Origin of the sequence: Bacillus cereus group sp. BfR-BA-01310, assembly GCF_022664325.1 — a bacterium.
Taxonomy (GTDB): domain Bacteria; phylum Bacillota; class Bacilli; order Bacillales; family Bacillaceae_G; genus Bacillus_A; species Bacillus_A paramycoides.
The window spans coordinates 84,096-107,104 of sequence record NZ_JAKUHD010000010.1; the positions used below are offsets into that span (position 1 = coordinate 84,096).

Sequence of the window (23,009 nt, forward strand, 5' to 3'; positions counted from 1 at the left end):
TTTCATTTGGAATCGAATTAGTCGTGAACAGCACAACGGTTTGGACCAATCTCCATTTCACGCTCTTCTTCTTGACTTGGGTTTAATTGCCCCATATTTGTTTGACGAATTTCTTGATATGCATTCGGTTGAGGTGGTAAATTCTCTGTTACAACTTTACGAAACTCTCCCTCATCCTCAATATTTAATCCTGCATTATACTCAAATAAATCTTTTAATTTTGCGCTAACAATCCCACTCTCGTTCATTTCACTTATTTTTGAATAATGAGCCGGTAACACAATTAAACTTTGAGATAGTTCTTTATATCGGCTATATAAAGTATTACGTAAATCACTTACCCAATCTTCAGCTTTCCCAGCAAGATCCGGACGCCCAATCGAATCTACGAATAAAATGTCCCCTGATAATAAATACTCATCATCTACAATAAATGAAGTACTACCAATTGTATGTCCCGGCGAATAGATTGCTTCGATATCAATCTTTGTTTCCCCAACAGTAATTACAGCACCTTCTACAAGTGGTTCGTAAGAAAATACAACTTCTTCCGCATCTTTCGGCGGTAACCAATACGTCCCATTTACTTTTTCAGCTAACTTACGACCTCCTGAAATATGATCGGCATGCAAATGCGTATCCATTACATTTGTAATTACAGCACCTTGTTCCTTTGCAAATTCCTCATATGCCTCAACTGTTCGTACTGCATCAATAACAGCTGCTTCTCCTTTAGAAATGACCATATATGATAAGCAACCTTTTCCAAGGCGGTTAAACTGATACATACTTCCGCCATCTTTTAAATCTCCAATTTTTATAGGCTTTACATATTCACTCCAAGCCTTCATACCACCAGCTAAATAATAAATATTTTCTAATCCAGCCTCTGTTAATTGCTCTGCCACAAATATAGAAGATCCTTCTTTTGCACATACTACTAAAACATCTTTATCTTTAGGTAATTCACTTACAATATGATCTACACCCTCTAATAAATCAAAGTACGGCACATTCATTGAAGTAACTTCTTTCCCTTCAATTTTCCAGTTTTCATAATCCGCTTCATTACGTACATCTAAAATAAATAACTCCTCATACATAACCTTTTCTGCAACATCTTTTGCTGCTAAATGTTTAACCTTCATTCTATTACCCCCTACGGTATATTTATACTTAAAATTTTTTTCCTTATCTTTTTTCTATCTTTCCATTCCAATGCAGCATGCCAGGAATAACATTCTTAACATTGTTAAACCCTTGCTTCTCCAATAGTTGACAAGCAAGATCACTGCGATTTCCTGTCCGACAAACAACATATATTGGTTTTGTTTGACTTAACACACTTTGTTTTTCTTCTAACTCACCTAACGGAATTGAAATTGCAGATGGGATGTGTCCAAATGTATATTCCGCTTCTTCCCTTACATCTAAAACGATGCATTCTTCGCCAGCTAGTAACTTTTCTTGTAATTCCTCATTTGTTACTGTATGAGTGTATTTTACTAATTCGTTTATTTCTTGCGCACTCGCTTTTCTTACATAATGTTTTAAGGTATCTCCCTCTTGCTTTGTACCTATATATTGATGACCAACATTATTGGCCCAACTTTGTAAATCTGCTGTAGAGCCTTTATCTGTTGCTTCTATTTCAATCACTTGCCCAGATTGTAATGCCTCCATCGCCTTTTTTGTTTTCACAATCGGCATCGGACATGCTAATCCTTTACAATCTAAATGTGTATCTACCTTTATACTCATATTGACTTCCTCCTCAAAGTATATATACATATACCTGTACGGGTATATTAAAATGTTATTTAAAATCTGTCAACAAATAAGTTTGACAGATTATCGGCTTTTTACTAGTAATTGAACAGCTTCTTTAATAAGATCCTCATTGGAACCATCACCTTTTTCAAACTGTTCACGTAAACATTGTTCCAAATTTGTTCCCACAATTAATCCAATCGAGCGATCCAATGCAGAACGAGAAGCAGTTAGTTGTGTGATTACTTCCTTACAATCTTTTCCTTCTTCCATCATACGAAGCACACCACGAACTTGCCCTTCAATACGCTTTAATCGATTTTTTATATCTTGATTATATTCCATTCTATAATCACCTCATTACCATTATGTCACTATTTATAACTTATGACAATATATTATACCCTGTAGGGTATTTTGTAAAGCCCTAATTTTAATTTTTTAACCTAAATGTGAAAAAAGCATATCGTGAGACTTCTATCCTTATTTTTTGAGCCTATACAAAGCTAAATTTTACGAGCAGCAATCTCCCACCAATTTTTAAATTGGAAGATTCACTGCCCGTTAATGCGGGATAAACATCAATATACAATACGATCTGGTAATACTGTTCCGTATAATTTAAAGCCACCATCTACATTCTTTACCTTATATCCTTTTTCCATTAACATACGCGCTGCAACATACCCTCTCATACCAAGTTGACAAGTAATATATATTTCTTTATCCACCGGCACTTCATCCAAACGATCACGTAATTCATCTAACGGAATATTAATAGAACCATTAATCATTCCCTGTTTTAGTTCATTAGGCTCTCGAACATCAATAAGATATCCACTATTTTCAACAATACGATCTATTTCATGCCATTGTACCGTGTCCACAAAACCATCTACTATATTACTTGCCACATACCCCACCATGTTTACTGGGTCTTTTGCAGAAGAATACGGGGGTGCATATGATAATTCTAAATCCGGTAAATCGATTACAGTTAAATTTGCCTTCATTGCCGTTGCAATAACATCGATACGCTTATCTACCCCGTCACGTCCTAAAGCCTGTGCTCCGTAAATTTTCCCACTATCTTTATTAAATATTAATTTTATTAGCACTGGCGTAGCATTTGGATAGTACCCCGCATGAGAGTTTGCCTGTACATGTACTACCTCATAGGGTATATTTAATCGTTTTAATATTTTCTCATTTACTCCAGTCGTAGCAACTGTTAAATCAAAAACTTTAGCCACAGAAGTTCCCATCGTACCTTTATATAAAGAATCCGTATGACCATGAATAATATCTGCTAACATGCGACCTTGACGATTAGCCGGCCACGCTAAAGGAATCATTGTTTCTGTTTCTGTAACAAAATCTTTCACTTCAATCGCATCACCAATTGCATATATATGTGGGTCCGATGTTTGAAATTTCTCATTTACCTTTATCGTTCCTCTAACTCCTAGTTCTAATTCTGCATCCTTCGCTAAACTACTCTCTGGTTGTACACCAATTGCTAAAATAATCATATCAGTCTTTATAATTGAGCCGCTTTTTAGACGCACAACAGTCCCGTTCTCCTCTAATGCATCCACACCATCTTCAAAAACAAGCTCAACATTGTGATTTTTCATATGCTCATGTACATATGCTGCCATTTCATAATCGATTGGTGGCATCACTTGATTTGCCATCTCTACAAGCGTAACATCAATTCCTCGTTCTCTTAAGTTTTCAACCATTTCCACTCCAATAAATCCGCCACCAATAACCGTCGCATGACGTGGTTTCTTCTCATCAATGTACGCTTTAATACGATCTGTATCAGGTACATTTCGTAATGTAAACAAAGCCTTTGCTTCTTCAATACCCGGAATAGGTGGAACAATTGGTTTCGCCCCTGGTGAAAGAATTAAAACATCATATTCCTCGTTATATGTTTCATTTGTAGTTACATTCTTTATGGTAATTGTTTTCTCTTCTTTATTAATCTTTACGACTTCACTTAATACACGTATATCTAAATTAAAACGCTTTGACATCTTTTCAACAGTTTGTACTAATAGTTTTTGTCTTTCTGTAATTACACCGCCAATATAGTATGGTAATCCACAGTTTGCAAATGAAATATATTCACCGCGCTCAACCATAATAATTTCATCTTCTTCACTTAAACGACGAAGTCTTGCAGCTACTGATGCTCCACCAGCAACTCCACCTACTACAACAATTTTTCTAGACATATTTCAAACCTCCACATTATTTATTATTTAATTTCCTCATGTATCACATACAGAAAACTTATACCCGTATGGGTATATAATAAAATATACAAAAATTATTTTCAATACATATCTCTTTCGTTCACAAATTCGAAACAAATAAAAAAAGAACCTAGACATCTTTATCAAGACCTAAATTGAAAAAAATCTTAATTTATAAGGACTCTAACAAAATATTCATGTATATTATGTAGAAATCAAAAAGGATCTTCCGTTGAAGATCCTTTTTGATTCTTGTTTAACTAACGCACCCGTTAGTTAAATAACAGAAGGTTTTTTAGTCAAGAACCACTCCAATAGTATTACGGTATTAAATTACATATCAAAAGGTTCAAGCTTCAAAATAAATTCTTCAACATCCTTGCCTCTTGCGTTGGAAAACCCCTTATCTTCAGAGGTGATTTTAAACCCGCATTTTTCCAATACCCTGATGGAGGCGAGGTTATCTTTAGCGGCACGAGCATAGAGCGGGCGTACCTTAATATACTCCAGAAACTCTGACAACGCTTTAGTTGCAATACCTTGACCCCAATATTCCTTCCCAATCCAGTAGCTTACTTCGGGTTCGCTGAACTGTTCAAAGTTCGAGACGTGTCCAGTGACAATGCCATTGAATAATATAGTCTTAATTGTGATGGTCTCGTCAGCGATAATTTTTGTCCAATGGTCAAAAAATGCGTCCTTATCAGTGGGGTCTTTAGCTGTAAAAGCAGCCATATAGTTAGCCGTTGAATCTAGTTGTTGTTCATAAAAGATAGGAAGATCTTCCTCTGTGATATCTCGTAGCTTCACTTCGCTTTTGCTAATGGATTCCATATAATTCACAAGCCCCTTAACATATTTTTGAATATAAATTCTTCAAATTTTAGAGAAATTCCTTCTTCAACTATCCTGCTTCGTTAGTTGAAGAAGAAAAAGAGTTACCGAAGTAACTCATATATGCCCTTATATTGGACATAGTATCCGCTTCTCATTATAGTCTGTTTAAACATCTCCAAGTTCTTTTCTGTATAGTTCTATAGCTTTCTGTATGATTAAATCCATGCCTAAAGGCGACGTAGTATGGGGTAATACTTATTTTTGACGGCTGAATTTCATTTACGAATGAAGTAATTTGTCATACTTCCTATAATCTCTTTGCAAAACTATAATCCATGTCTCCACCTAACGCTGCAGCTGTATCACCAGTTTCTCTAAAATCATGTTTATAAATTTGTTCAAATGAACCGAAATCTACCTGCTTATAAAATTCAAAACAAGGGAATCCATCGTGTTCTCCTTGAATATCGATACTACCATCCTTTTTAACACATACAGTTAATAAATAATCTACAGGAGGTGCATATACATTTAATGGATTACTAGCGCTTGCACTCATTTTGAATTGTACACCGTCAGAATTCCATACAATATCAGTACACACAATATTTTCGGTACTTGCTTTTCCTGTTCTTTTATTCACAGAACCATCTGGATTTGTAACCTTTTCCGTCGTAATACCTGTGTTTGCATATGAAAACACTTCTTCTTTATAAAAATCTACTACTACCTCTTGCTCAACTCTAGAGCGCATAACATTTACCGCATGCGGTGTAAATTCACGTGAATCACCTTCGAATTGAATTACTTTTCCTGTTTCCATATCCTTCTTAGCTTCAGTCCAAGACATTGGAATAAATACACTGGCTCTAATTTTAACGATATTAGTCATAAGAAACACCTCTATAATTTTATTTTAGATACTGCATACTATTGAATAAAACAGACCACCATTTCGGCCCCATAATCAAATGCTTTCTCTTTTACGTTTGCTACTTCCTTCTTAAAAATAGCGCTATATTTATATCTAGATTGTCGTTTTAAAGCTATATTCCATTTCTCCAGCTAGTGCTGCTGGGGTATCATCCGTTTCTCTGAAATCATATGTATATATTAATTCAAATGAACCAAAGTCTATTTGTTTATAAAATTCATAGCAAGGGAAACCATCATGTAAACCTTCAACATGCACAGCACCACTCTTACTAACTCGTATAGTCAAAAAATAATCAGCTGCAGGTGCTGCCGCGTCTAACGGATTGCTGGCACTTGCTCTCATTTCAAATGAAACCTCATCCTCACTCCATGCAATATTAGTACATACAATGTTTTCTGTACTTGTTTGTCCTTTTTGATACTCAATTGAGCCATCTGGATTTGTAATTTTCACAGTGACGATACAAGCATCTGCATATGTGAAAATTTCTCTTTTATAAAAATCAATATTCACTTCTTGCTCTAATCTTGAACGCTTTGTGTTCACAGCGTACGGTGTAAATTCACATGCATCTCCGGCATATTCAAAAACCCTTCCCGTTGCAGAATCCTGAATAGGTTTCAGCAAAGCATACGGCGCAAATACACTCCCTCTAATTTTAACGATATTAACCATGTGAAACCTCCATTATTTCTATTTAAATAAATCATGATTTGTTCTAGCACTAACATATAGTCAATTTGATTGACTATAAGTAAGGAGGTTATATACATGGATCATCAAACATTTAACGAATTAGACCTTACTTCACTTTTATCATTATCATTCAGTACATTAATTACTGAACTACATGACAGATTAAGTGAATTGGGATTTGAAGATATTAGACCAGCACATGGTTTTATGTTCAAACGCATCCTTCCAAATGGAGCAACAGGTATAGAATTAGCTGAGTATTTAGGGGTTTCTAAGCAAGCTGTAAGTAAAATGGTCGATTCTCTTGAGAATAGTGGCTACGTTACACGCAAAACGCACCCTACTGATAAAAGAGGTAAAATCATTGTTCTAACCGAACGTGGTTTGTCAGTAATGAAAGCAAAAGAAGAAATAGTAGCTGAAATAGAGCAGCGATGGATTGAAAACATAGGTGCAGAAAGAATGCAATTGCTCAAAGAAGATTTAACAACATTCGTTACTAAAGAAAATACAGGTAAATTAGCATCGAGCATACGACCTGTTTGGTAAACGAACTCTGTATAATAAAAAGAACGGACAAGAAATTCTTTGTCCGTCCTTTTTATTACATCACACATACTTCCGATGCACCATCTTCCCATCATAAGAAAACACAACGCCCTTACTCTCCACAAAGGACTCCATATGCACCGTTCTTCCCCATAACTGATGAATGTATGGCAATACTTTTTCTAAGTATTTTAAATCTAGTTCAATTCCTTCGTAGCTATGTTTAATGTACAGTTCTCCATTCTTTAAGTAGTCTCCATCTTCTACTACTAAGTACGGGAAACCTCCATTTGTGCGCATATTTACGAGTTGATCGCGTACATGTTCCCACTCTTTATCAATTACTTTATATTCTTTTCCTTGGCGCTGGAATAAGTACATATCTTCTCGCATTACGAGCTCTTTATTTAAGTAGTTTCTTAGGAATGATACGTCCCATTCAATTTCCCGTACTTCAAAGATTTTCTCACGACCAGAACCTGGTTTTACACCGCGTCGCTTCATTTCTTCTGTCGGGTTGTTGTAGCGTTCTTCAATATCCTCAAACATTTTAATACCGAGGTAGTATGGATTAATACTTGTTTTTGATGGCTGTACGACACCTGCGTTTAATTTCGCAAATTCAATTGCTTCATCAGATGTTAAATCCATTTCACGAAGTATGCGTTGATGCCAGTAGGAAGCCCAGCCTTCGTTCATGATTTTCGTTTCAAGCTGTGGCCAGAAATATAACATTTCCTCACGCATCATCGTTAATATGTCGCGCTGCCAATCTTCTAACTCACGGCTATATTCTTCAATAAAGAGGAGTAAATCTTTCTCTGGTTGCGGCGGAATTTTCTTCTTTTTACGTATATTAGAGCGCTCTTGTTTTTTATTTCGGTTATCTAAATTCCATAAATCATCGTATTGTGATGCCTTTTTCTTTTCTACTTCTTCTTCTAAATCATCAATACTCCATGCCAATTTCGGACGCATAAGTGACGGATCAATATGTTCTTGAATGGCAAGTACGGCATCTAAAAATGTTTCTACCTCTGCCTTTCCGTATTTATGCTCATATGCTTTCACACGGTCCGCTGTTGCCGCCATACTCTCCACCATATCACGTTTCGTATTAGAGAAACGAATATTGTTTTTAAAGAAATCACAGTGCGCTAAAACGTGCGCCACGATTAGTTTATTTTGAATTAAAGAGTTGGTATCTAATAAAAAGGCGTAACATGGATCAGAGTTAATAACGAGTTCATAAATTTTACTAAGTCCCAAATCGTATTGTAATTTCATTCTGAAAAATTGCTTTCCAAAACTCCAATGTGAAAACCTCGTCGGCATCCCATATGCACCAAATGTATAAATAATTTCCGCTGGACATATTTCATAACGCATCGGATAAAAATCAAGCCCAAATCCAGTCGCAATTTCAGTAATTTCCGCAATCGCATATTGCAGTGCTTTATCGTCACTTGCTCTCATTATTTTCCCTCCTTACACTTTCCCTTAAGAAAGTGTATGATGAGGAACAAGCTTTCATGAGAACTAAACATAGTTACTTCATTTATTCCTTATCCTTTATAAATTTATATACCACTCTTACTCAATTAAATTATCAAAAAGCAAATACATACATAGTAGTGCATGTTAATTTTATCTATTTATTCAAATTAAAAACATAACATTCATTGCTAATATTGTGATATTTAAATTATAATTATAAGGAAAAATATCTCAGGAGAGGAACGATTTCAATGCCATTACCATTTATTCCATTAGCTGTTGCTGCTGGTGCTGTAGTTGCCACTGCAGTCGCTGGAAAAAAAGGACATGAATCATACAAAAACATGAAAGAAACAAAGAATCTTGCTGAATCAATGGAGAATCAATATAAAACTGTATTTAATATATTTGATCAAGCACGTCAAGATACAAATACTCAATTTGAAAAGTATGGAGAATTAAAACTGAACATTCTTAGTGGAACAATGAAAGAATTCATTTCAGAATTCAAGAAATTAAAAAATGTTGATTTTACAGATAAAACAACTATTGACTCTCTTGAGGATGTATCTGATTCTAAACACTTCATGCAAGAAATAGAAAAACAAGTCATCGCTGCATCTGATTTATTAAAATCTGGTGTTGCTGCAATCGCTGGTGGTGGACTTACTGCAGTGGGAGCACTAGGGGCTGCCACAACATTTGGTGCTGCTTCAACAGGAACTGCTATCGCTTCTTTAAGCGGAGTAGCTGCCACAAATGCAACATTAGCATTTTTAGGTGGTGGATCACTGGCTGCTGGCGGATTAGGTATGGCTGGTGGAATGGCTGTACTAGGTGGTATTGCTCTTGCGCCTGCCCTAGCACTAGGAAGTATCATTTTTGCTACATCCACTAAAAAGAAGCTAGAAGAAATGAAAATTAAAAAAGAAGAAGTTAAAGTAGAAATGCAAAAATTACAAAGTGCCACTTCTATCTTAAAAGAGATAAAATTATACACTATTAAATTATCAAACTTAACAACTGAAACAACTACACTTTTTGCTGATTATATTGCAACAATGAGTTCTATCATCGATGAAAAGGGTATCGACTATCGTAACTTCTCCGATGATGAACAACTTGCGATCCGTTATACTGCTGAACTTGCAATTATTTTAAAAAAATTATTAGATACACCTGTTATTGATGAAGATGGCAACCGATCCAAAAGCTTAGAAAATGTTCTTAAAACCACAGAAAAATCAATTCAACACATGTACTAGGTGATTGCATATGAAGAAAAATCTAGATATTCTAGCGACTCAAATTGTAGCTGATCAAATTGAAAGATATGGTAATGCTACTATCGAAACGTTTGCAGGAATGGACACACTAACAAAAGTAGCAAAACAATATATGAACTGTTCACCTACTATTACACAAGGACGGCTTTTTGAAATTATTGAGGCAACTAAATTTAATAAAGATGCTGCCTTGAAGGGTGAGAGTTTGTGTGCTTTTACGACAGACTCTTTAGGACATCCACATGCTGCCGCTGATATCATAGTAAAGAATGGAGATACATTACTTAAAGAAGTACAAGCAAAGTCTAGTGCTAAAGCTTCACGATTAGCAAGAATGGTATCGAGTGAAAAATATGGAGACATGGATCGTTTAGTTAACAGTGAAAAAGCAAATAAAGTAAAAGAATTGGTTGAAAAACGCGCAAATTCCCAGGGGATTTACGCCAAAGACTATGAACAAGCTGGTCCTCATATAAAAGGACAACTAGAAGCAAACAATATTACAAGTGGTGGTACTACATATGAGGAAGCTTTAAAGGCTGCAAATCAACCACAAGCATACGCACTAAAAGAAAAAATATATACATTTGCTGAAGGAACATTCTCTTCTATGATGAATGGCGCTTTAGCAGGAGCGTGTATAGGTGGGGGCGTATCACTCGTACAACAGACTGTTGAGGTTTGTAAAGGTGAACAACAAATAAAAGATGGATTTATGCAACTAGGAAAAGATAGTGGGAAGCAAGCTGGAAAAAGCGCCGCTGTTGCAGGAATTGCTCACGGTATCAAATTTATCGGTCAAGATAGTGTAATGATGAAAGGAAATGTAGCAGCAGCTCTTGCTTCTTCAGCCGTTAGATTAACAGAAAGCTCCTACCAACTTATAAAGGGAAAAATATCTATTGAAGAGTTTTTACAGACAGTTGGTGAAAACGCTGTTACTACTTTTTCAGGAATTGTATTCAGCGCAGCAGGAGCAATGCTTCTCGGTCCTATCGGTGCAGCTGTCGGCGCCACCGTCGCAATGCTAGGAATGAAACAACTTTATGGGGCATTCACTCGTGCTCAACAAGAATTGGAACTAACAATTGAAGAACGAAAAAAGGCTGAAGAATTAAGTAAAGTCCTCATAGATTACATTAAACAAGAAGAAGAACGTATTTGTAACTTTTATCAAGAAACTGGTGCCAAAATAGAAAACTTAACTGGGCTGGTTAAACAAACGATTCATACAGGTGAAAATATAGAAGCGACTATTCATAAACTTGCTGAAACTTTAGATGTCTCTTTTAAATATAAGACGCAAGAAGAATTCGATTCATTTATGCTAAGCGAGGAGTCATTCACTTTATGATTACTTTTCCTTGTACTAAATGCGGAATCTGTTGTCAAAACATACAAGGTATTGATTCCTTATCTCATTTTGACAGAGGCGATGGTTGTTGTGTTCATTACAATACTGACAATCTTTCATGTACAATTTATAAAGAACGTCCCCTCCTCTGTAATATTGAACTAGCCTATAAAGAGCTTTTTAAAAAATCCATGTCAAAAAAAGATTTTTATCTGTTAAATGTGGAAGCCTATAATGAATTGCAAGAAATGCATAACATCCCTTCCGCATATAGAATTGATACTAAGCAAATTGATGAATAAATAAAAAAACAGCGCATCCTAGTTCAGGCATGTGCTGTTTTTTTATTATTCTCTCTGCACCTATTTGAATTAATTATATCTTTATTACAACTAGGTAGAAACTTACCCATTAATCTTTCTTAACATAATGTAATGCAGCATTTCTTCACGCATCATCGTTAATATGTCGCACTGCCACTCTTCTAGCTCACGGCTATATTCTTCGATAAAAAGTAATAAGTCTTTCTCTGGTTGCGGTGGGATTTTCTTCTTTTTACGTATAGGCTTTCCTACTATTACCGAACTAATATATATTCCATTAAACTATAAAAAGAAGCACATTCCTAAAGTTAGGCGTGTACTTCTTTTGTTAACAAATATTACCCTTCAATAATCTCCATCTTCTCCGTAATCGGCGTACGCGCTTTTCCTTCTGGTGCTTTATCGAAATAGCCGATATGAAGAATTCCAACAATGCGTTGGCCTCTTGTTAAACCGATTCCTTCTATAAATAGTGGATTGTAGTTTAATCCACCTGATTTCCAAACACTTCCTAGGCCGCGTTCCCAAGCAAGCAACTGGAAGTTTTGCATAAATGCACATGTTGCAGCGTAATCTTCGTCACGTTGAATTTGACGTGGATCTTCATCAATGTAAACAACGATTTGTGCAGGTGTGCTTAAGAAACGGTCAGATAAAATTTTGCCGCGTTTCGCTCTTTCTTCTTCTGTGAAAGAGTTTAATACTGCGTCTACTAATTTCTGACGGCCTTCTCCAATGTATAATTTACAATTCCATGGCTCACGATGTTTATGATTTGGTGCCCATGTTGCGTCGTTTAATAGTTCAATTAATAGCTCTTTTTCTACTGCTTTATCTGTAAATGTACGAACAGAACGTCTTTCTTTAATAACGCTTGCGATGGAAGTATATGTAGTCATATTTTTCTCTCCCTTATTTTTATCTATATGTATAAGTTTATTATTGATATTGATTTTCAATTTCGATTATAACCTAGTTTTTCACTATTAATCAATGTTTTATGTTGGAAAACTAATAAAAAATTCTTTTTCTACTGTGAATAAAAAAACTTAACTTGTTCACAAGTTTTTCACATTTTATGGAAATGATAAGTGTAAAGTTTTCCACTATCCATCTAGGAGGAGTTTATATGTACAAGAAAATCGCAGTAAGTATGACTATGGCAGCATTATTATGCGGAGTATCTATCTTCCCTGTTTCTGCTGCTACGCCAGTTCCATCAAAAGAAGCGATGATGCATCATCATAAACCAATTTCAGAGGAAGAAATGAAGTCACTCGAAAAACTCGGCTATAACAAACATGAAATATGGAAAGCTGCCCACATTGCAAGAATAAGCAAAAAAGAAATTAAAGACGTTTTAACTTACTATAAACAAAATAAATCTTGGGAGAAAACGGCACAGCATTTCGGTGTAGACCCAAGTAAATTGAAAAAGCATCATATGAATAAAGAAACGAAAAAAGCATTGCTACAAGAGCTAGCAAACATACACAAATCTACACCGGATCAGCTAAAACAAAAAATGAAAGAGTATAACATCGGCTTACGTCATCTCGCGGTGTTAACAATCATCGCTCAAAAAAGTAATACCCCTCTCGATGATGTACTGAAAATGAAAAAAGATGGAATGAACATTAAACAAATTGCAGAAAAATTAAATGTAAAAAAAGAAGATATACGAGCAGAAATGATTAAATTAGTGAAGTCTATTAAAGAAAAGAAAACAAATTAATACGACAAAAAGGAAGAGGTACTCATTACTCTTCCTTTTTTTATATCAGTCTGCTCCTTTTAACTTTTCTTTCTAATTTTCAAGTATAAATTCCCGCCTTTCCCAAAAACTAACATAAGTAAATGATGTATGTAAGAGGTGAGAAAATGTTTCGTTCTTCGTCTAAAAAGAATAAAAAAACAATCCGTTCCATTCCAGAATTTATCCACACTATGAAAGGGTCTAGTGATTTCGTTTCTTATAACATCGTAGAAGATGGGACGTTATGTTTGTTTTATTATAAATCTACAGCTGAATCACTCCTCATTAATCGATTCATTTTAACACCTATAAAAAGAGAATTAGATCACATTAAAAATATAGGTGACATAGCAAATATCGTCACACTTGAGGAGATTATCACCGGCCCTTCTATTGATGATATTCGTGAAAAATTATTAAGTGGGTATGTACTCATACAGCTAAAAAATGATTCTCGCTCAGCAGAATATGCACTTATTCGTGCCGAAAGTTCAGTTGTAGGTACACGATTATATAACGATACCGAAAATGAATATAGTGTAATCGGTCCAAAAGTCGGATTTGTTGAAAATATTGATACGAATACACACTTACTTCGCCGAAATATTGTAACGGAGCAATTAGTTTTCAAAGAAGTTGTAGTTGGCTCTATATCAAAAACAAAAGTCGTAGTTGCTTACATCGAAGGCATTACGAATGAACAGCACGTTAATACCGCAATGCAGCGCCTACAAGACATTGACTTTGATGTTCCTTTCGATGCGACTATGATTGAACAATTTATTAGCGATAACAGTAACTCTCCCTTCCCTGTTTTACTACCTACAGAGCGCTTAGATCGTTCTGTTTATGCACTCATTAATGGAGGGGTTGTCATTTTAACAGACGGTTCCCCTTACGCATTAGCTGGACCAGCGACGTTACTCGATTTCTTTGTCTCTCCAGAAGATTATTATTTACCATGGATAGCGGGCTCTTTTCTTCGGATGGTTCGTTTTTTTGGAGCAGCATTCTCTTTATTTTCGTCAGCTATTTATACAGCTGTATTAACGTATCACTATCAAATGATTCCAGCTGATTTACTTGGCCCAATTATTTATTCTAGAGCTAACGTACCGTTCCCACCTGTTTTAGAGGCTCTTTTTTTAGAAATTACAATTGAATTACTTCGCGAAGCCGGGGCACGATTACCGACAAAAGTTGGACAAACAATCGGTATTGTTGGGGGAATTGTAATAGGGCAAGCATCGGTAGAGGCTGCTTTAACGAGTACCATTTTATTAATTGCGGTTGCATTATCCGCACTTGCTTCTTTTACAACACCGACGGTAAAAATGTCTTCTACTATTCGGTTATTGCGCTTTCCGCTCATTATTTTGGCCGGGGCATTTGGAGGCTTAGGTCTTATTGTCGGATTCGTATTTATTTTAGCGCATTTAATTCGTCTAAAATCACTTGGCTCACCTTATTTATTACCGTTATATCCATTTCGAGGTTTAGGTACTGCAGAAGGACTACTGCGCTTACCATTTAGCCAAACTGCAGGGCGTGCCTCTTTTCTGAGACCGAAAAAGAAGTGGCGCTATGATCCAAACAACGCAAAAAGGAAACGTGATGGTGAAAAGAAATGAAATTTTTTTTACTATGCTTTACTATTATCATTTTTATTTTCCAATCAGGTTGTACGCAACCGAATATAGTTGATACGCAGCGAATTATTCATGTGGGCGGATTCGATATAACGAAAGATAAACAATTCCGCGGGACAATTCTCTATCCAGATTATACAAAGGGTGTGCAATCAAAACCACAAACTCAGTCAACAACTGCAGACACAATTGAAACAATATCTTCACGCTTAAATGCCAAATCACCACATACTGTCGCTGTAGGTCAAATGCGTGTTGTCCTATTTGGAAAATCATTTGGTGAACGTGGAATTAGTGACGTTATTAATAACTTACAGCGTGACCCTAACATTGGCCGGGATGTCCAGCTAGCACTTGTAGATGGTTCAACAGAAGAACTTCTCAAACACGTCAAAGCAAATGGATCACTATATCTTTCTGATTTACTTGAACAAAATATAGAAAATGAGACGATTCCTCGGACCGCTTTAAATATTTTTCTATATAACTTTTATTCATCAGGATGCGATTCATTTCTTCCTTACATTCAAGTGGATGAAGACCAATCAGCTTCCATTAAAGGTCTCGCTTTTTTAAAAAAGGATAAAGTAGCTATGTATACAGATAAACAAGGATCTTTTTTATTAAAATTACTCATTAATCCCACTAAAAATGGGCGTTATGAAGTTCCAATACGCCAAGGTAAACATAAAGGATTAATCGCCACTCAAAACTTATCTGGAGATAGTGTTTGTGACGTTACTCAAGATGGTGATATCCCGAAAGTTCACATCCGTTTAAAACTAAACGGACTCATAAAAAACGCACCAGATTGGCTTGATTTATCGAAAAATGAAAGTATAACTTACGTCAAAAAACATGTCGAAAAAACACTTGAAAAACATTTAAACGAATTAATAAAACAATTTCAAGAAAAAGAAATTGATCCGATAGGTCTACGTGAAGAAATTCGTAGTCACTCGAGAAAATGGAGTATGAAACAAATTCAAGAAATGTATCCTAGCCTAGACGTTGCGGTTAATGTGCAAATTAATATCGTACAATCTGGTATCGGAGAATAATGAGGTGCTAAAATGGCTGAGCAAAATAAAACAAATACTGTTTCCCCTTATTTCGCATTTCTTTTATTACACTCCCTTCAAATCGGAGTAGGTGTACTAGGATACCAAAGAATTATTGCGCAATATGCCGGTTACGATTCTTGGATTTCTCTTATTGTCGCTGGTATTGCGACTCATATCGCGCTATTTTGCATGCTAAAAATGTTAGAAAAAGATAATGATTTAATGAATATTCATACGACATGTTTCGGGAAATGGATCGGAACCTTTTTTTCCGTATGCTTTGCCGCATACCTTCTATTATTTTGCCTTACTGTTCTTCGTACATATATTGAAGTCATTCAAGTTTGGGTCTTTCCTACAATTAAGCCTTGGAAATTAACTTTATTATTTTTACTCGTGATTTATTATGTAATAAAAGGTGGATTTCGCTCTGTAACAGGAATGTGTTTTTGGGGCGTCATCATACCTATTTTCGTATTATTCTTCTTAGTTTTCCCAATGAAATATGCACATGTCCGTAACATTTTACCTATTTTCACACATTCACCTGTAGAAATTCTAACTTCAGCTAAAGCATCAGCATTAGAATTCCTTGGGTTCGAGGCAATACTTATCTTTTATCCGCTTATTAAAAAAGATAAATCTCTAAAGAAATGGGCGCATGGCGGGATTGCTTTTACAACTATTTTATACGTATTATTAGCAGTCGTTTCCCTTATGTACTATAGTCAAGGGCAACTCCACCACACAATTTGGCCTACATTAACGATGCTAAAAATCATTAAAATTCCCTTTATTCAGCGATTTGAATACATAATTATATTCGTATGGTTCCTTATTATTTTACCTAACCTTTGTTTAACGATTTGGTCTTCTTGTCGTACTATTAAGCGTTCTTTTCATATACCATTTAAAATGACATTGCCACTTTTTATTGCAACTGTATTTATCTCATCCTTATTTTTCACAAACCGTGAGAGTATTAATACATTAAATACAGTACTATCAAAGGCTGGCTTATATATCGTATACGTTTATATACCGATTTTATTTCTATTCCATTCACTGCAATGGCACTTCAAAAATCGTTCCAAAAAAACTTCTCCCTAGGTGTGCTTCAGTCTGATACAATTTTATTAATACATTTGTAAAGGGGACAAGCAGATGAAAAAATATGTATTTTCTTTACTTGCAGTACTGAGCCTAATTCTTACTGGATGCGGGAGTACTGGTACAAATGAAAAAAAGTCTTCTGAATCAAAAGAAGAGCATGACCACGCATCACATACTCAGCAAACTGACATTCAAGAAAAGACAAAAGGAGTCGACACACTCCCAACCTTCCTAGACAAGCTTGATCCACAAATGAAAGACATCTACACTGTCGCTGGACAAAATACTGAATTATTAGATTGGATTCCTTGTTACTGCGGTTGCGGCGAAAGTGTAGGACATAAAAATAATAAAAATTGCTTTATTCGTGAAATCAAAAAGAATGGTGAAGTTGTTTGGGATTCCCATGCAACAACTTGTGTAAATTGCCTAGAAATTGCAGTTGAATCCGCTTCGATGAAACAAAAAGGAAAATCAACGCTTGAAATTCGTAAATACATTGATAATAAATATAAAGAAGGATATGGAAGACCAACCCCTACGCCAATGCCAAAAGCTTAAAAACGAGGAGATACCTCGTTTTTTCTTTTCATTCACTTTTTTTCTTAACAAATTCTTTCAAGTGTATTTCTCCTTGCTTGTCACACACTATATATAACTCCTCGGTAAGGAGGGTACACAGTGCAAACATATAACGACTATGACAAAGCGCTCTATTACACGTATTGTTGTAATTGGGATAAATTACTCGTTCTAATGGTTCAAACGAATGATCAGTTATTTTCTAAGCGTATTGAACATTTCCTTCACGCTTACCAATATAGCAAAGAATTACCTGAAGTTGATAAACAATTGCAGCTTCTATTTCAATATATTGACCATGCATCACAAAAGTCACATGTAGAAGAAGTAGAGCAAATTCAAATGTAAAATATAGCGCTATTCTCTCTAAGAGGATGGCGCTTTTTTGAACATTTTCATATCAATAAAAGTTTCCTTTTACAAAACTTTTATTGATAAACATATTTTCTCTTTCTTTTCTCTACCACTTCATACTATAATTTAGTATGTAACTATTATAAGAGAGGTATAAAATATGGAACGAGAAAAAAAGCAAGAATATGCTTTATTTACTGCATGGGGAGCTTCTTTTATTGCTACGCTAGGCAGCCTATACTTTTCCGAAATCATGAAATTTGAGCCTTGTGTCCTTTGTTGGTATCAACGCATCTTTATGTATCCATTCGTTTTATGGCTCGGCATTGCTGTAGTAAAAAAAGATTATCGTATTGCAAGTTATTCCTTACCAATTGCAAGTATTGGTGCTTGTATTTCTTTATATCACTATGCAATCCAAAAAATTTCAGCACTATCAGCTGCAGGAGCAGCTTGCGGACGCGTACCTTGTACGGGAGAATACATAAACTGGTTCGGCTTTGTGACAATCCCGTTTTTAGCACTAATCGGCTTTATCACAATCGCTATTTGTAGCTTTATTGTAATTAAAAACAAATAAGGAGCTGAAAAAATGAAAAAAATGCTTATATTTGGCGGTATTATTATCGTCTTATTTGCAGCAATCTATGGTGTAACACAAATGGAAGAAAAAAACGCATCGACAAGTCAAAAGCTTAATAATAATAGTACTAGCCAAACAAACGGTACGGACTACTATACAAATAAAATCTCTCTTCCAGATCTTCAGAAAAATTTAGAAGAGAAAAAAGAACAAACAGTATACTTTTATCAAACAACTTGCGTTCATTGCCAAAAAATATCTCCTATTGTCGTACCACTTGCAAAAGATTTAAATATCGATATGAAAGTTATGGATATCGCAAAATTGGACGCTCCTTGGGATGATTATAAAATTCAAGGCACTCCAACAATTATTCATTTTAAAGACGGTAAAGAAGTGAGCCGTGTTAGCGGAAAACAATCAAAAGAAGCATTTACAAAATGGTTCGAAAAAACAAAACAAGAATAGGAAACTCCTTCTATACATGAAATGGGTGTAAAATCCCACACTAATGTATAAGGAGGGGGTTTTATGCCAGAAGTAAGATGCTCTGTTTCCAATTGCTCATTTTGGGGACAAGGTAACTTTTGTCAAGCAAGTGCAATCGTTGTTCAACCCGATGCACAACAAGCAGATCAAATTGAAAACGATTCTTATACAAGCGCAACTTTAACAAATGAGACGCTTGAAAGCTCTGTAACGACGAGTGTAGAAACTTGTTGTCAAACATTCAAGCCAAAATATTAAACACAAAAGCATACGATTAGTCGTATGCTTTTTTACATTCCCCTCCAAGAATCATGCATCATAAAAAAGTATAAAACGACGAGAATGACCGTCCCACATAAAGTGATACGCCGATATATACTCCTCTCTCCTTCCCTTGCTTTAACAAACGCCCAAATAAATCCGACGAACAATATTAAATCAATATACGGAACATAAAAGGAAAATACGAGTAACGCATACAAATACACGATAAATAAACAAATCGTTACTAAGAAAATTTTAAATGCAAATTCACTTTTCATAATATAACCGCCCCCCAATCCGTACTGTATTATATTCATGAAAAAACAATAGTTGCAGTTAAAATCAAAGCACAAATAAGCTACCGTCTATTTACGGTAGCTATTACGGGACATTATATTTTCTTTTATAGATGTTACTCAAAATCGAATACGGTAATTGTTCATAACGAATTTTTTCTCCAGTTTCATCTATTATATACAAATTATTCCCTATATAATATACTCCATTTTTCCGTTTCGAATATACTACATATCTTTCATTTGGCAATACTGTTTTTACTTTCGAAAGCTGTCCATTTGGCTCTTGCCAATATATATTTAAACGATCAACTAACGTAAGATTCCCGATTTGTTCCTCTTCTACTTTACGGCCATTCCAGCTCACAACACGATAACCAAGCTTATACGCTTCATATTCAGGACTCGTATAAAAACGAGAAATAATTACTTTTGTCTGTAATTGTACCCGATCATATAACCATTGTATGTCCCGATCATGCATGCGAATACAACCATTCGACTCCCGGCTTCCAATCGTCCATTCCCGATTTGTTCCATGAATCGCATATTCCTTTTTATCCAAACCTAGCCACCTCGTACCGAGAGGATTATTCGGTGCACCCCCAGCTATTTTTTTACGATGGTAGTCTTTATTTTTATATTTACTTATAATACAAAAATTACCTTCAGGCGTCGGGGTACTGTCTCTTCCTGTCGTTATCGGAAATGTCCTCGTATAGTTTCCATCTTCAAAAAAAGATAGCTGATTCGTCGTAAGGTTAACTAATATTAGATGATCTGTATTAGCAAAAGCGCTAGCTGGTAGGCAGAAAAATAAGATTGCGATAAACCAGACTTTCTTCATCTAAATCCTCCCTAGCACTAACATCATAATAAATGCAATTAGCTTTACTTTGCTCTTATAAATGAAAACTATCCATTTACAATAACGCCCCCATTTACATGTATCATTTGTCCCGTCACATAAGCCGAATCACTAGACGCTAAATATACATATGCAGGTGCTAATTCATACGGCTGACCAGGTCTTTGCATCGGGATATTGCTCCCGAACTGTGATACTTTTTTCTTATCAAAACTTGATGGAATAAGCGGCGTCCAAATTGGCCCTGGCGCAACACCATTTACACGAATTCCTTTTTGTACAAGGGACTGAGAGAGTGATCTTGTAAAGGCGACAATTGCTCCTTTCGTTGCAGAATAATCGATCAACGTTTCATTTCCTTCATACGCAACGATAGATGCCGTGTTTATAATTACATCCCCTTGCTTTAAATGAGAGAGTGCTGCTTTTGTAACATGAAAATAAGAAAAAATATTAACACGGAACGTTTTTTCTAGCTGTTCCGCTGTAATATACTCTAACCCTTGCTGCGGATATTGCTGTGCGACGTTATTCACTAGAACATTTAAACTCCCCAGCTGTGAAACAGTCTTTTCCACAATATCTTTACAATGTTGTTCACTACTCAAATCCCCCGGCAGTAATATGCAATCTACGCCTTCTTTTTCAACAAGTTGTTTCGTCTCGTTTGCATCTTCATCCTCATCTAAATAAGCAATCGCAATATTTGCTCCCTCTTTTGCAAAAGCAATGGACACAGCTCGCCCAATGCCACTATCTCCCCCTGTAATTAATACATTCTTTCCTTTTAACTTTTCGCTTCCTTTATAATTTGGATCTTCAAATTGCGGAAGAGGATTCATTAACGATTCAATACCAGGCTGTTTGTTTTGATGTTGCGCTGGCATTGTTAAAAAGTTTTTTTGCTGTGGCATAACTTCCTTCAACTCCTTTTCCTTATAATGTGCACAATAATAAAAACTACTTACACATTAAAAAACTGTAATTCACACGCATCTTCACGATTAATATTCGAATTTAAGACATAAAATATGAATTGTTCTAAAGTTTTTATGTAAAACTATTGCAAAATAGATAAAAAACGAATATTATATATAACTGTTGTGGCAATTATTCGTAAAAAGAAAGGATGTTTATATGTTTAACCTTTCAAAACATAAAACTTCTATTAAAACTGAAATTATGGCAGGTATTATTACCTTCTTAACAATGGCATATATCATTGTCGTAAACCCTGTCATCCTTGGGGATGCAGGTGTTCCGTTTGAACAAGCATTTACAGCGACCATTATTGCAGCTGTTGTCGGAACATTATTTATGGCAATTTTTACAAACTTACCAATTGCAATTGCACCAGGTATGGGATTAAATGCTTACTTCTCTTACTCTGTTGTAAAAGCTCATGAAGGCATGACTTTCGCAATTGCATTCTCTGCTGTATTCGTAGCAGGTATGATTTTAATTTTGTTATCATTTACATCTTTCCGTACAAAATTAATGGAAGCAATTCCTGAAAACTTAAGACATGCAATTACTGCTGGTATCGGTCTTTTCATCGCCTTTATCGGTTTACGTTTAACAGGTATCGTTACAAAAAATGATGCAAACTTAGTTGGACTTGGAGATCTTCACTCTGCTCCAGTACTACTAGCATTAGCTGGACTTGGAATTACAATTGTCCTTATGTCTTTAAATGTAAATGGCGCGCTATTTATCGGAATGCTATTAACTGGTATTATCGCTTTCTTCACAGGACAATTAACATTCTCAAACGGTGTTACATCAATGCCTGGATTACCAGAAGGAATTATTGTTTCAAATCCAATTACTGCTGTATCTGATGTAATTAACTACGGATTATACGGCGTTGTTTTCTCATTCTTCCTTGTTACACTATTCGATACAACAGGTACATTACTTGGCGTTGCACAACAAGGTGGATTTATGAAAGACGGAAAGCTTCCAAAAGCAGGACGAGCTCTTCTATCTGACTCATTCTCAGCAACAATCGGTTCTATGTTCGGAACAACACCATCAACAGCTTATATTGAATCATCTGCTGGTGTTGCTGCCGGTGGTCGTACTGGTTTAACGACAGTTACAGTAGCTGTTCTATTTGCATTAGCAGCGTTCTTCGGACCATTAGTAAGTGCCATTTCTGGTGTATCAGCTATTACTGCACCATCACTAATTATCGTTGGTAGTCTTATGATGGGCTCTGTTCGCCACATTGATTGGGATGCATTTGATGAATCATTCCCAGCATTCTTAGTAATCTTAAGCATGCCACTTACATCAAGTATCTCAACAGGTATTGCACTTGGATTTATTTCATACCCACTTATGAAAGTGGCAAAAGGTAAATTCCGTTCGGTTCACCCACTTGTGTATTTATTCGGAATCTTGTTCGCTTATCAATTGATATTCTTACCACATTAAAATCCCTCGTTGTGAGGGGTTTTTTTATTTTAAAAA

26 protein-coding genes and 1 pseudogene are annotated in these 23,009 nt (G+C 35.6%); 14 read left to right on the plus strand and 13 right to left on the minus strand.

Features of this window, described 5'->3' with window-relative positions; genetic code table 11:
• Nucleotides 1–17: 17 nt before the first annotated feature.
• The 7 genes from MR109_RS19255 to MR109_RS19285 all read right to left on the minus strand — a co-directional run bounded on the left by MR109_RS19255 (nt 18) and on the right by MR109_RS19285 (nt 6,486).
• Nucleotides 18–1,148: an MBL fold metallo-hydrolase gene (locus tag MR109_RS19255; RefSeq protein WP_242273554.1), complete on the minus strand. Its 1,131-nt coding sequence runs from the start codon at nt 1,146–1,148 to the stop codon at nt 18–20.
• A gap of 43 nt (nt 1,149–1,191) precedes the next feature.
• Nucleotides 1,192–1,761 (minus strand): sulfurtransferase TusA family protein, encoded by a 570-nt coding sequence (locus tag MR109_RS19260; RefSeq protein ID WP_242273556.1) that lies wholly within the window; start codon nt 1,759–1,761, stop codon nt 1,192–1,194.
• 90 nt (nt 1,762–1,851) lie between these two features.
• Entirely contained in the window at nt 1,852–2,115 is a 264-nt protein-coding gene (locus MR109_RS19265; protein ID WP_002170484.1) for a metal-sensitive transcriptional regulator, read from the minus strand.
• Nucleotides 2,116–2,351: 236 nt separating this feature from the next.
• Complete coding sequence (gene cdr / locus MR109_RS19270; RefSeq protein ID WP_242273557.1) at nt 2,352–4,016, minus strand: CoA-disulfide reductase; 1,665 nt, start codon at nt 4,014–4,016, stop codon at nt 2,352–2,354.
• Nucleotides 4,017–4,370: 354 nt separating this feature from the next.
• Nucleotides 4,371–4,871 carry a GNAT family N-acetyltransferase gene (locus MR109_RS19275; protein ID WP_178940807.1) on the minus strand — a complete coding sequence of 167 codons (501 nt, stop codon included), beginning with the start codon at nt 4,869–4,871 and terminating at the stop codon, nt 4,371–4,373.
• Nucleotides 4,872–5,181: 310 nt separating this feature from the next.
• Nucleotides 5,182–5,766 (minus strand): DUF3238 domain-containing protein, encoded by a 585-nt coding sequence (locus MR109_RS19280; RefSeq protein WP_002170481.1) that lies wholly within the window; start codon nt 5,764–5,766, stop codon nt 5,182–5,184.
• A 135-nt stretch (nt 5,767–5,901) separates the two neighbouring features.
• Nucleotides 5,902–6,486: a DUF3238 domain-containing protein gene (locus MR109_RS19285; RefSeq protein WP_242273558.1), complete on the minus strand. Its 585-nt coding sequence runs from the start codon at nt 6,484–6,486 to the stop codon at nt 5,902–5,904.
• Between the two features lie 96 nt (nt 6,487–6,582).
• Here MR109_RS19285 and MR109_RS19290 point away from each other — a divergent pair, with 96 nt between their 5' ends.
• Nucleotides 6,583–7,056 (plus strand): MarR family winged helix-turn-helix transcriptional regulator, encoded by a 474-nt coding sequence (locus MR109_RS19290; RefSeq protein WP_071717802.1) that lies wholly within the window; start codon nt 6,583–6,585, stop codon nt 7,054–7,056.
• Nucleotides 7,057–7,116: 60 nt separating this feature from the next.
• Here the strand turns inward: MR109_RS19290 and spoVR are convergent, their stop codons facing one another.
• Nucleotides 7,117–8,532, minus strand: a complete 1,416-nt coding sequence (spoVR, locus tag MR109_RS19295; protein ID WP_242273559.1) for a stage V sporulation protein SpoVR — start codon at nt 8,530–8,532, stop codon at nt 7,117–7,119.
• A gap of 272 nt (nt 8,533–8,804) precedes the next feature.
• Here spoVR and MR109_RS19300 point away from each other — a divergent pair, with 272 nt between their 5' ends.
• From MR109_RS19300 to MR109_RS19310, 3 genes are read left to right on the plus strand one after another with little or no spacing between them, the layout of a single operon-like run.
• Nucleotides 8,805–9,818 (plus strand): hypothetical protein, encoded by a 1,014-nt coding sequence (locus MR109_RS19300; RefSeq protein ID WP_242273561.1) that lies wholly within the window; start codon nt 8,805–8,807, stop codon nt 9,816–9,818.
• Nucleotides 9,819–9,828: 10 nt separating this feature from the next.
• Nucleotides 9,829–11,193 carry a hypothetical protein gene (locus MR109_RS19305; protein ID WP_242273562.1) on the plus strand — a complete coding sequence of 455 codons (1,365 nt, stop codon included), beginning with the start codon at nt 9,829–9,831 and terminating at the stop codon, nt 11,191–11,193.
• Complete coding sequence (locus MR109_RS19310; protein WP_242273563.1) at nt 11,190–11,495, plus strand: YkgJ family cysteine cluster protein; 306 nt, start codon at nt 11,190–11,192, stop codon at nt 11,493–11,495. The genes MR109_RS19305 and MR109_RS19310 overlap by 4 nt, the downstream gene beginning before the upstream one ends.
• Before the next feature lie 129 nt (nt 11,496–11,624).
• Here the strand turns inward: MR109_RS19310 and MR109_RS30235 are convergent.
• Both MR109_RS30235 and MR109_RS19320 read right to left on the minus strand, forming a co-directional pair.
• Nucleotides 11,625–11,756 (minus strand): annotated as a pseudogene (locus MR109_RS30235) (SpoVR family protein); the annotation flags it as partial.
• Nucleotides 11,757–11,854: 98 nt separating this feature from the next.
• The gene (locus MR109_RS19320) at nt 11,855–12,415 is read right to left on the minus strand and encodes a nitroreductase family protein (protein WP_242273564.1); all 561 of its coding nucleotides are present in this window, start codon (nt 12,413–12,415) and stop codon (nt 11,855–11,857) included.
• Nucleotides 12,416–12,645: 230 nt separating this feature from the next.
• On the opposite strand from MR109_RS19320, the gene MR109_RS19325 reads away from it, so the two are divergent.
• From MR109_RS19325 to MR109_RS19365, 9 genes are all read left to right on the plus strand, one after another.
• Nucleotides 12,646–13,251: a hypothetical protein gene (locus tag MR109_RS19325; RefSeq protein WP_242273565.1), complete on the plus strand. Its 606-nt coding sequence runs from the start codon at nt 12,646–12,648 to the stop codon at nt 13,249–13,251.
• 146 nt (nt 13,252–13,397) lie between these two features.
• Nucleotides 13,398–14,903: a spore germination protein gene (locus tag MR109_RS19330; RefSeq protein WP_242273566.1), complete on the plus strand. Its 1,506-nt coding sequence runs from the start codon at nt 13,398–13,400 to the stop codon at nt 14,901–14,903.
• Nucleotides 14,900–15,982, plus strand: coding sequence for a spore germination protein GerYC (gene gerYC, locus MR109_RS19335; protein ID WP_242273568.1), 1,083 nt, complete (start codon nt 14,900–14,902; stop codon nt 15,980–15,982). Before MR109_RS19330 ends, gerYC begins: the two co-directional genes overlap by 4 nt.
• A gap of 12 nt (nt 15,983–15,994) precedes the next feature.
• Nucleotides 15,995–17,095, plus strand: coding sequence for a GerAB/ArcD/ProY family transporter (locus MR109_RS19340; protein ID WP_242273569.1), 1,101 nt, complete (start codon nt 15,995–15,997; stop codon nt 17,093–17,095).
• A 54-nt stretch (nt 17,096–17,149) separates the two neighbouring features.
• Nucleotides 17,150–17,659 carry a PCYCGC domain-containing protein gene (locus MR109_RS19345; protein ID WP_242273570.1) on the plus strand — a complete coding sequence of 170 codons (510 nt, stop codon included), beginning with the start codon at nt 17,150–17,152 and terminating at the stop codon, nt 17,657–17,659.
• 120 nt (nt 17,660–17,779) lie between these two features.
• Nucleotides 17,780–18,028: a YhdB family protein gene (locus tag MR109_RS19350; protein WP_001195459.1), complete on the plus strand. Its 249-nt coding sequence runs from the start codon at nt 17,780–17,782 to the stop codon at nt 18,026–18,028.
• A 166-nt stretch (nt 18,029–18,194) separates the two neighbouring features.
• Entirely contained in the window at nt 18,195–18,614 is a 420-nt protein-coding gene (locus MR109_RS19355) for a disulfide formation protein C (RefSeq protein WP_025150219.1), read from the plus strand.
• Nucleotides 18,615–18,626: 12 nt separating this feature from the next.
• Entirely contained in the window at nt 18,627–19,085 is a 459-nt protein-coding gene (locus tag MR109_RS19360) for a thioredoxin family protein (protein WP_242273571.1), read from the plus strand.
• A 63-nt stretch (nt 19,086–19,148) separates the two neighbouring features.
• Nucleotides 19,149–19,364 (plus strand): DUF1540 domain-containing protein, encoded by a 216-nt coding sequence (locus tag MR109_RS19365; protein WP_002170469.1) that lies wholly within the window; start codon nt 19,149–19,151, stop codon nt 19,362–19,364.
• A 32-nt stretch (nt 19,365–19,396) separates the two neighbouring features.
• On the opposite strand, the gene MR109_RS19370 is transcribed toward MR109_RS19365, so the two are convergent.
• From MR109_RS19370 to MR109_RS19380, 3 genes are all read right to left on the minus strand, one after another.
• Entirely contained in the window at nt 19,397–19,648 is a 252-nt protein-coding gene (locus tag MR109_RS19370; RefSeq protein WP_048373667.1) for a hypothetical protein, read from the minus strand.
• A 103-nt stretch (nt 19,649–19,751) separates the two neighbouring features.
• Nucleotides 19,752–20,513 (minus strand): L,D-transpeptidase, encoded by a 762-nt coding sequence (locus MR109_RS19375; RefSeq protein WP_071717811.1) that lies wholly within the window; start codon nt 20,511–20,513, stop codon nt 19,752–19,754.
• Nucleotides 20,514–20,581: 68 nt separating this feature from the next.
• Nucleotides 20,582–21,448, minus strand: coding sequence for an SDR family oxidoreductase (locus tag MR109_RS19380; protein WP_242273572.1), 867 nt, complete (start codon nt 21,446–21,448; stop codon nt 20,582–20,584).
• A 223-nt stretch (nt 21,449–21,671) separates the two neighbouring features.
• On the opposite strand from MR109_RS19380, the gene MR109_RS19385 reads away from it, so the two are divergent.
• The gene (locus MR109_RS19385; protein WP_002170465.1) at nt 21,672–22,973 is read left to right on the plus strand and encodes an NCS2 family permease; all 1,302 of its coding nucleotides are present in this window, start codon (nt 21,672–21,674) and stop codon (nt 22,971–22,973) included.
• The last annotated feature ends 36 nt before the right edge of the window (nt 22,974–23,009 follow it).

Excerpts from the sequence above, each read along its gene's own strand:
- MR109_RS19255 (WP_242273554.1), bottom strand. The coding sequence starts at position 1,148 with ATGAAGGTTAAACATTTAGCAGCAAAAGATGTTGCAGAAAAGGTTATG.
- MR109_RS19260 (WP_242273556.1), bottom strand. The coding sequence starts at position 1,761 with ATGAGTATAAAGGTAGATACACATTTAGATTGTAAAGGATTAGCATGT.
- MR109_RS19265 (WP_002170484.1), bottom strand. The coding sequence starts at position 2,115 with ATGGAATATAATCAAGATATAAAAAATCGATTAAAGCGTATTGAAGGG.
- cdr (WP_242273557.1), bottom strand. The coding sequence starts at position 4,016 with ATGTCTAGAAAAATTGTTGTAGTAGGTGGAGTTGCTGGTGGAGCATCA.
- MR109_RS19275 (WP_178940807.1), bottom strand. The coding sequence starts at position 4,871 with ATGGAATCCATTAGCAAAAGCGAAGTGAAGCTACGAGATATCACAGAG.
- MR109_RS19280 (WP_002170481.1), bottom strand. The coding sequence starts at position 5,766 with ATGACTAATATCGTTAAAATTAGAGCCAGTGTATTTATTCCAATGTCT.
- MR109_RS19285 (WP_242273558.1), bottom strand. The coding sequence starts at position 6,486 with ATGGTTAATATCGTTAAAATTAGAGGGAGTGTATTTGCGCCGTATGCT.
- MR109_RS19290 (WP_071717802.1), top strand. The coding sequence starts at position 6,583 with ATGGATCATCAAACATTTAACGAATTAGACCTTACTTCACTTTTATCA.
- spoVR (WP_242273559.1), bottom strand. The coding sequence starts at position 8,532 with ATGAGAGCAAGTGACGATAAAGCACTGCAATATGCGATTGCGGAAATT.
- MR109_RS19300 (WP_242273561.1), top strand. The coding sequence starts at position 8,805 with ATGCCATTACCATTTATTCCATTAGCTGTTGCTGCTGGTGCTGTAGTT.
- MR109_RS19305 (WP_242273562.1), top strand. The coding sequence starts at position 9,829 with ATGAAGAAAAATCTAGATATTCTAGCGACTCAAATTGTAGCTGATCAA.
- MR109_RS19310 (WP_242273563.1), top strand. The coding sequence starts at position 11,190 with ATGATTACTTTTCCTTGTACTAAATGCGGAATCTGTTGTCAAAACATA.
- MR109_RS19320 (WP_242273564.1), bottom strand. The coding sequence starts at position 12,415 with ATGACTACATATACTTCCATCGCAAGCGTTATTAAAGAAAGACGTTCT.
- MR109_RS19325 (WP_242273565.1), top strand. The coding sequence starts at position 12,646 with ATGTACAAGAAAATCGCAGTAAGTATGACTATGGCAGCATTATTATGC.
- MR109_RS19330 (WP_242273566.1), top strand. The coding sequence starts at position 13,398 with ATGTTTCGTTCTTCGTCTAAAAAGAATAAAAAAACAATCCGTTCCATT.
- gerYC (WP_242273568.1), top strand. The coding sequence starts at position 14,900 with ATGAAATTTTTTTTACTATGCTTTACTATTATCATTTTTATTTTCCAA.
- MR109_RS19340 (WP_242273569.1), top strand. The coding sequence starts at position 15,995 with ATGGCTGAGCAAAATAAAACAAATACTGTTTCCCCTTATTTCGCATTT.
- MR109_RS19345 (WP_242273570.1), top strand. The coding sequence starts at position 17,150 with ATGAAAAAATATGTATTTTCTTTACTTGCAGTACTGAGCCTAATTCTT.
- MR109_RS19355 (WP_025150219.1), top strand. The coding sequence starts at position 18,195 with ATGGAACGAGAAAAAAAGCAAGAATATGCTTTATTTACTGCATGGGGA.
- MR109_RS19360 (WP_242273571.1), top strand. The coding sequence starts at position 18,627 with ATGAAAAAAATGCTTATATTTGGCGGTATTATTATCGTCTTATTTGCA.
- MR109_RS19365 (WP_002170469.1), top strand. The coding sequence starts at position 19,149 with ATGCCAGAAGTAAGATGCTCTGTTTCCAATTGCTCATTTTGGGGACAA.
- MR109_RS19370 (WP_048373667.1), bottom strand. The coding sequence starts at position 19,648 with ATGAAAAGTGAATTTGCATTTAAAATTTTCTTAGTAACGATTTGTTTA.
- MR109_RS19375 (WP_071717811.1), bottom strand. The coding sequence starts at position 20,513 with ATGAAGAAAGTCTGGTTTATCGCAATCTTATTTTTCTGCCTACCAGCT.
- MR109_RS19380 (WP_242273572.1), bottom strand. The coding sequence starts at position 21,448 with ATGCCACAGCAAAAAAACTTTTTAACAATGCCAGCGCAACATCAAAAC.
- MR109_RS19385 (WP_002170465.1), top strand. The coding sequence starts at position 21,672 with ATGTTTAACCTTTCAAAACATAAAACTTCTATTAAAACTGAAATTATG.